The organism is Trichocoleus sp. FACHB-40 (genome assembly GCF_014695915.1).
Taxonomy (GTDB): Bacteria; Cyanobacteriota; Cyanobacteriia; order Cyanobacteriales; family FACHB-T130; genus Funiculus; species Funiculus sociatus.
The window spans coordinates 61,145-68,884 of the sequence record NZ_JACJPF010000028.1 but is presented as its reverse complement, the minus strand read 5'-3'; the positions used below and the strand labels follow the sequence as shown (position 1 = coordinate 68,884).

The window sequence follows — 7,740 nt, the reverse complement described above, 5'->3', positions numbered from 1 at the left end:
GGTCTTGCGGCTAACTTGGAAAACCTTTGTTAGTTCTTCGACTTTTACCCCTTGATTGGCTAAAATTATACAATGCGCTCTTTGACGCACCTGATGATGTCGGCTTTGGTGATAAATTCGCTCCAGTAATTTAGCTGAAAGGGAATTTACTTCTCGAAGGAATATCATCTTTAACATGAATTAATACATAACTTCTTAATCTTAATGTATTTTATTACTTATTTGTGTAATTAATTATGTCCAAGTACTTATCCGTATTTACTACCCCTCAAGCTATCCTTGACAGCCTAGTAGCTTGGTCAATCACCTTTTTCGTCGGTTGTTCAACGAACTGTCGTCCGCAGTCCTGGCATTTGAACCGTTGTTTACCGTTGTGGATACGACCATTCTTGACAGTTTGAGCAGACGCACAAATCGGGCAGGCAGGCATGAGTGGAAAACCTTAGCAAGAATTTCTACTCTTCTATCATTACATTTTGGGCACTACCATTAAACTAAATGCTGCCTGCATTCTACCAAAACTGCTTCCAAAATATCCTGACACCCACGCAGTACAAAATGCTGCAAATCCTAGTTATGCTGTTGCAATTTCATAAAACTGTAACCCTAGAAAAACTAGGGACGTTGTTCCCGCAACCAATAAGATTTGAAAGTCGCTGTCGGAGCATTCAACGATTCTTATCCTCACCACAACTAAGCGTTAAATTACTGTGGTTCCCTCTGTTGAAGCGGTGGGTGAAAATCAGCCAGTTAAAAAAAGAGAAAAGACTAATATTTGCGATAGACAGAACTCAGTGGCGTGAGCAAAACTTCTTCATTATCAGTTTAATTGAAGACCGCAGAGCCATACCCATTTACTGGATATCATTACCTCTCACGAGGCTGTAGCAATCTCCGAGAACAAAAAGAATTGATTCGCCCAGGAATCCAGGTGTTTAAAGGATGCAGAATTTTGGTGTTAGCAGACCGTGAATTTCATAGCGTTAAGCTGGCTAATTGGTTAGATAGCAAGGGTATAGACTTTGTTTTACGCCAAAGACAAGCAACTTATATCCAGCCAGAGAATCACCTCTAGCAACGACTTCAATCTTTAGGACTTAAACCGGGAATATCCTTCTTTATGGAGGATATTCAAGCCACAAAGCAAAAAGGTTTTGGCAAGTTTAATTTAGTGGGATATTACCCCCGAAAATATCGAGGCAAAGTCGAACCCTCCGGTTGGTATCTCTTGACCAACCTGAAGAGCTTTGATACTGCAATCAGAGCTTTTAAATGTCTCAGTGGCATAGAAGCTATGTTTAAAGATTGTAAAACGGGGGGTTATAACTTGGAATCAGCTCAGACCACAGGCCAACGTTTAATCGCCTTAATTTTACTCCTGGCTATTGCCTACACCTGTGCGGTTTTAGCAGGCCGCCGTTCCCGAACTATGGGTTTACAAAAATACCTGGGTCGCCTTCAACAATTAAAGCGAATTCCCCGTCGTCATAGTACGTGTTGGATTGGATTATATGGTCATTTATGGATTGGTGCTATGGAGTTTTGGTCAGAATTAGCAGTAGCACTCATGGCTCTCAATCCTCATAAACTTCCCTATTTTCACAAATATCTACGTGCTATGACACTTATCCAGTCTGCTTTATAGGCTTCTTGTCACCCCTTCAGAGGAATCTATTGATCATTTTTAAAGACTATCCTGAAGAGAATAATATTGATGAAAAAGCCGGTCGAGCCTATGCAAACTTATTATTAACAGATGAAGGGCAAAATCTGATTGAAAAAGCTGGATTTGTCCGAATTAGATTTGGTGATAATGCCTGTATGCCGCATTAGGAAGGCTATCACTTCCTTTATTTGGGCGAAAAAACCGTGACTATATTCTTTCTATTTATAATCGGGATGATTTTGACAAGGGTTTTCTAGCTACAAACAGGTAATTTTGGCATAGCCAAGAAAACGGATATGTCAAAATACCATCCAGAAAATCCCAAATCCATGCTAGGAGGCGGGAATTTCTAATAGCTTTTGGAAATACACCCCACATATTTCTCGGTAAAAAACCATAACGTTGAACTTCTATAACCTCAAATCCGGTTTCTTCACAGAGAGTTTCTATAGATTTGCGCGTATAACGGTATTGATGATGGAATTTGTTTGGAAATAGGGACGCGATCGCTTCAATTAGACTAAACTTATTTGGAAAATGGTAACAGATAAAAAAGCCGCCAGCCTGCAATACGCGAAGTATTTCTTTTAAGCTGGTAATTTCATTTCCTCCAGTCTCTCTAACGTGTTCTAAAACCCCTACAGACACAACTGCACTGAATTTATTATCTGAATATGGGATAGCTGTTGGTTCTTCCCAAATTCCTTTCTGAAAATCATAACCCAGGCTGTTTATGCTTTTTATAAGGCAAAAATCATCAAAAGAAAATCCTGAAGTTTTATAGCCAGATTTCACCAGAAAATAAGAAAAATGTCCGTTTCCACAACCCCAATCTAATACTTGACTTCCTTGGACAACATATTTTGAAAATATGCGATAGAGCAGACGATATTGATTTGCACTGATTAAGCTTCTAAATTGCCATAAACTATAATCAATATTCTGCTCTTGAATTTTGATTAGTTCATTAACTATTTCATTAAAGTTGGAATGACTCTCTTCAGTTTCTACAGTTTTTACCATTTCTACAGTTTGTTTCTACTCTATTTTTTTTATATTCGTTGGAATTGCATCTCATTATTTAATAAAGGCATTTTAGAATTCTAGCCTAATTTATAAAATAAATTTCCATAATAAACTATGAAAACGTTTACCGGATGTGGTAAAGAGCTTGAAAGAGAAGGAAGATACCTAAGATAACGTCGTATGCTGTTTTCACAAACGGAACAATTGAAGGCGTAGTGAGTGGTGTCCAACTAATCTAAAAAACTAAATACATAAGGAAATATTAGTAAATTCTTACCATAAATGCTAAATCGCTTTTTCAAAAAATTTTTTGACCAATCAGCGAGGAAACTTGCCCAACCGGAACGTGAGCCAATTAAGTAAAAATCCTCTACCCGAAGGCAGAGGATTTTATTTATTTACCTACAAATGCTAGCTTTAGCAAGATTAACCGAACTTACCAGCAGTTGAGGCAATGAGGAAGGCAGCGTAGGTGAGGACGTAGCCCACAGCGAAGTGAACTAGACCAACCAAACGACCTTGGACGATGGACATAGCAACGGGCTTGTCCTTCCAGCGAACCAGGTTCGCAAGAGGAGTGCGCTCGTGCGCCCAGACAAGGGTTTCGATCAACTCTTGCCAGTAACCACGCCAAGCGATCAGGAACATGAAGCCAGTAGCCCAAACCAGGTGTCCAAAGAGGAACATCCAGTCCCAAACCGCCAGGTTATTCATGCCGTAGGGGTTGTACCCGTTGATCAGCTGAGCGGAATATAGCCAGAGGTAGTCGCGCAGCCAGCCCATGAGGTAAGTAGAAGACTCATTGAACTGAGCTACGTTGCCTTGCCAAATACCCAAATGCTTCCAGTGCCAGTAGAAAGTTACCCAACCAAGGGTGTTTAGCATCCAGAACGCGGCGAGGTAGAAGGCATCCCATGCGGAAATGTCGCAGGTACCGCCCCGACCAGGGCCGTCACAAGGGAAGGCAAAGCCGAAGTCCTTTTTATCGGGCATCAACTTGGAGCCACGAGCATCCAACGCACCCTTGACCAAAATCAGGGTGGTGGTGTGTAGACCAAGAGCGAAAGCATGGTGAACCAAGAAATCGCCAGGGCCAATTGTCAAGAACAGGGAGTTAGTGCCGCTGTTGATGGCATCTAACCAGCCTGGTAAGTAAGTAGCACCCGCAGTTGTGGCAACGCTATCGGCATTGGACAGCAAAGTGTCGAAGCCGTAAAGCACCTTACCGTGGGAAGCCTGGATGAACTGGGCAAATACTGGCTCAATCAAGATTTGCTTTTCGGGAGTACCGAAGGCAACCACAACATCGTTGTGGACGTATAAGCCCAGGGTATGGAAGCCCAAGAACAGGGATACCCAGCTTAAGTGCGAGATGATCGCTTCTTTGTGCTGTAGTACCCGGTCAAGAACGTTACCTCGGTTTTGCTCAGGGTCGTAGTCCCGCACCCAGAAGATAGCTCCGTGAGCGAACGCACCGAGCATGAAGAAACCAGCGATGTACTGGTGGTGGGTGTAGAGCGCTGCCTGAGTTGTGAAGTCCTTAGCCATGAAGGCGTAGGGAGGCATCGCATACATATGCTGCGCCACCAGGGAAAGAGCAGTCCCTAGCGCTGCCAGGTGGATTCCCAACTGGAAGTGTAGAGAGTTGTTATAGGTGTCGTACAGACCTTGGTGAGGCAAGTTGAATTGCCCTTCAGTTTTGGTGCCAAAGAAGTTTTTGGCGTTCAGCATATCTTTGATGCTGTGACCAATTCCGAAGTTTGTCCGGTACTGGTGACCGGCGATGATGAAGATAACAGCGATCGCTAGGTGGTGATGAGCCATATCCGTCAGCCACAGCGATTCTGTCTGAGGATGGAAGCCACCCAAGAATGTCAGAATTGCTGTTCCAGCACCTTGTGCAGTTCCGAAAATCTGCCCTGGGGTATCTGGGTTCTCAGCGTACACACCCCAATTTCCGGTGAAGAAGGGGCCTAAGCCTGCTGGGTGAGGTAGCGTGGTTAGGAAGTTATCCCAACCTACGTGCTGTCCACGAGATTCGGGGATAGCAACGTGAATCAAGTGACCTGCCCAAGCCAAAGAGCTAACTCCAAACAAACCTGCCAGGTGGTGGTTCAGCCGAGGCTCAGCACTCTTAAACCAGGACAGGCTGGGACGGAACTTAGGCTGTAGGTGCAGCCAGCCTGCGAACAGGAAGACCGCAGACAGCAAAATCAGGAATACTGCACCTTGGAATAGGTCATTATTCGTCCGCATCCCAATGGTGTACCACCAGTGGTAGACACCAGAGTAGGCAATGTTTACAGGAAAGTTCGCACCACCTTGGGTAAAAGCTTCTACTGCCGGTTGACCAAAGTGGGGGTCCCAAATCGCGTGAGCGATGGGACGGACATTTAGCGGATCTTTGATCCACTGCTCAAAGTTACCTTGCCAGGCGACGTGGAACAGGAGACTGGAAGCCCACAGGAAAATAATTGCCAGTTGACCGAAGTGGGTAGCAAAAATCTTTTGATAAAGATTTTCCTCCGTCATTCCATCATGGCTTTCAAAGTCGTGAGCCATTGCAATCCCGTACCAGATCCGACGTGTCGTCGGGTCCTGAGCGAGGTCTTGGCTAAATTTGGGAAATTTTGTCGCCATAGTATCCTCAATTATCGGTACAGAGTGCTGAGAACTAAGCAAGTTCTACTCATTACTCAGCACTCATTACTCAGTCCTGACTTATCCTATTGATAGGATTCGCGCCTCGAAGAACGCCCATATCGTGACGATTGCTCCCAGCAGGAAGTGAGCAACCCCCACAGCCCGACCCTGAATGATGCTCAGAGCGCGAGGCTGGATCGATGGGGCAACTTTTAGTTTATTGTGCGCCCAAACGATGGATTCAATCAGCTCCTGCCAGTAGCCACGACCACTGAACAAGAACATTAAGCTGAATGCCCAGACAAAGTGAGCGCCCAGGAACAGCAGACCATAAGCGGAGAGAGCTGATCCGTAGGATTGAATCACTTGAGCGGCTTGCGCCCACTGGAAGTCACGCAACCAGCCGTTGATCGTGATGGCACTCATCGCAAAGTTGCCACCAGTTATGTGATCCACCGTACCATCGGCGTTGACTGTTCCCCACACATCCGACTGCATTTTCCAGCTGAAGTGGTAAACCGCGATCGCAATCGTGTTGAACATCCAGAACAGACCCAGGTAAACGTGGTCCCAACCAGAAACCTGGCAGGTACCGCCACGACCAGGACCGTCGCACGGGAACCGGAAGCCGAGATTCATCTTGTCTGGAATCAGACGAGAGCTACGAGCAAACAGGAAGCCCTTCAGCAGAATCAGCACTGTAACGTGAATTTGGAAGGCGTGAATATGGTGGATCATGAAATCCGCCGTACCCAGCGCAAGTGGCATCATCGCTACCTTGCCACCTACAGCCATAATCCCGCCGCCGAAGGCATAGCTAACTGGCTCAAGCTGGTTGGGAGCGGTAGCGCCGGGAGCCAGAGTGTGCAGGTTTTGCACCCACTGAGCAAATACCGGTTGCAGCTGAATTGCTGTATCCGAGAACATATCTTGGGGACGACCCAAGGCACTCATCGTGTCATTGTGAATGTACAAACCGAAGCTGTGTAAGCCCAGGAAAATACATACCCAGTTGAGGTGAGAGATGATTGCATCCCGGTGACGAATCACCCGATCCAGCAAGTTGTTTTGGTTCACAACCGGATCGTAATCCCGCACCATGAAAATGGTAGCGTGAGCTGCTCCACCAACGATACAGAATGCCCCAATCCACATATGGTGGGTGAATATGGACAACTGCGTCGCGTAGTCAGTGGCGAGGTACGGATACGGAGGCATCGCGTACATATGGTGCGCCACAATAATGGTCACAGAACCCAGCATAGCTAGGTTGATACCCAACTGAGCGTGCCAGGACGTTGTGAGGTTTTCATAGAGACCTTTATGACCATCACCTGTGAAGGGGCCTTTGTGGTTCTCTAGGATTTCCTTAATGCTGTGACCAATTCCCCAGTTGGTGCGGTACATATGACCGGCGATGATGAACAGCACCGCCAAAGCCAAGTGATGGTGGGCTGTATCTGTCAGCCATAAGCCGCCAGTGACTGGGTTTAAGCCACCTTTGAAGGTGAGGAAGTCAGCATACTGACCCCAATTCAAAGTCCAGAACGGCGTTAACCCTTGGTTAAAGCTGGGATACAGCTGCGCCATCAAGTCACGGTTCAAAATGAACTCTTGGGGCAGGGGGATATCTTTGATAGCCACTCCCGCATCCAGCAGCTTGTTGGTGGGTAGGGCCACGTGAATTTGGTGACCTGCCCAAGACAAGCATCCCAGACCTAGCAATCCTGCTAGGTGGTGGTTCAGCATCGACTCCACGTTCTGGAACCATTCCAGTTTAGGAGCACGCTTGTGATAGTGGAACCAGCCAGCAAACAGCATCAGAGCGGCTGCTACCAAGCCACCAATGGCAGTGCAGTAAAGCTGGAATGTGTTTGTAAAGCCAGCCGCCCGCCAAACCTGGAACAAGCCGGATGTAATTTGAATTCCGTGGAAGCCACCGCCCACATCGGCATTCAAAATATCTTGACCTACTATTGGCCAGACAACTTGAGCGCTAGGCCTGATTCCAAGGGGATTGGCTAGCCAAGCTTCGTAGTTAGAAAAGCGAGCGCCATGAAATTCCATACCGCTTAGCCAGATGAAGACAATGGCTAAGTGACCAAAGTGCGCCGCAAAGATTTTCCGAGATACGTCTTCTAAGTCACTTGTATGACTATCGAAATCGTGGGCGAGAGCGTGAAGGTTCCAAATCCAGGTGGTGGTTTTTGGCCCTCTAGCAAGGGTGCGGTCAAAATGACCGGGCTGCGACCACTTCTCAAAAGAAGTTGGTACCGGGTCTTTATCAACTACTACCCTTACCTTTTGCTCCCGCTCCGGAGGACTGATTGTCATGAGGACTCTCCTCTCTTTAGACAAGGAACGAGAACTGTCCCATTCAACAAAGTTGATTTTAATGGGGGCAG

General features: G+C 46.4%; 5 protein-coding genes and 2 pseudogenes. 2 read left to right on the top strand and 5 right to left on the bottom strand.

The window, feature by feature from the left end:
• A pseudogene (locus H6F63_RS29765) lies at positions 1 to 168 on the bottom strand (IS630 family transposase); the annotation flags it as partial.
• Positions 169 to 283: 115 nt separating this feature from the next.
• Positions 284 to 430, bottom strand: a pseudogene (locus H6F63_RS02605) (IS1 family transposase); the annotation flags it as partial.
• Between the two features lie 690 nt (positions 431 to 1,120).
• Here H6F63_RS02605 and H6F63_RS29180 point away from each other — a divergent pair.
• Both H6F63_RS29180 and H6F63_RS02595 read left to right on the top strand, forming a co-directional pair.
• Entirely contained in the window at positions 1,121 to 1,645 is a 525-nt protein-coding gene (locus tag H6F63_RS29180) for a hypothetical protein (protein ID WP_199297578.1), read from the top strand.
• Positions 1,646 to 1,674: 29 nt separating this feature from the next.
• The gene (locus H6F63_RS02595; RefSeq protein WP_190634642.1) at positions 1,675 to 1,833 is read left to right on the top strand and encodes a hypothetical protein; all 159 of its coding nucleotides are present in this window, start codon (positions 1,675 to 1,677) and stop codon (positions 1,831 to 1,833) included.
• A gap of 55 nt (positions 1,834 to 1,888) precedes the next feature.
• Here H6F63_RS02595 and H6F63_RS02590 read toward each other — a convergent pair whose 3' ends face one another.
• From H6F63_RS02590 to psaA, 3 genes are all read right to left on the bottom strand, one after another.
• Positions 1,889 to 2,689: a class I SAM-dependent methyltransferase gene (locus tag H6F63_RS02590; RefSeq protein WP_190634628.1), complete on the bottom strand. Its 801-nt coding sequence runs from the start codon at positions 2,687 to 2,689 to the stop codon at positions 1,889 to 1,891.
• Positions 2,690 to 3,118: 429 nt separating this feature from the next.
• On the bottom strand, positions 3,119 to 5,332 hold the full coding sequence (gene psaB, locus H6F63_RS02585) for a photosystem I core protein PsaB (RefSeq protein WP_190634626.1): 2,214 nt from the start codon (positions 5,330 to 5,332) through the stop codon (positions 3,119 to 3,121).
• 81 nt (positions 5,333 to 5,413) lie between these two features.
• Entirely contained in the window at positions 5,414 to 7,669 is a 2,256-nt protein-coding gene (gene psaA / locus H6F63_RS02580) for a photosystem I core protein PsaA (protein ID WP_190440759.1), read from the bottom strand.
• Between the last annotated feature and the right edge of the window lie 71 nt (positions 7,670 to 7,740).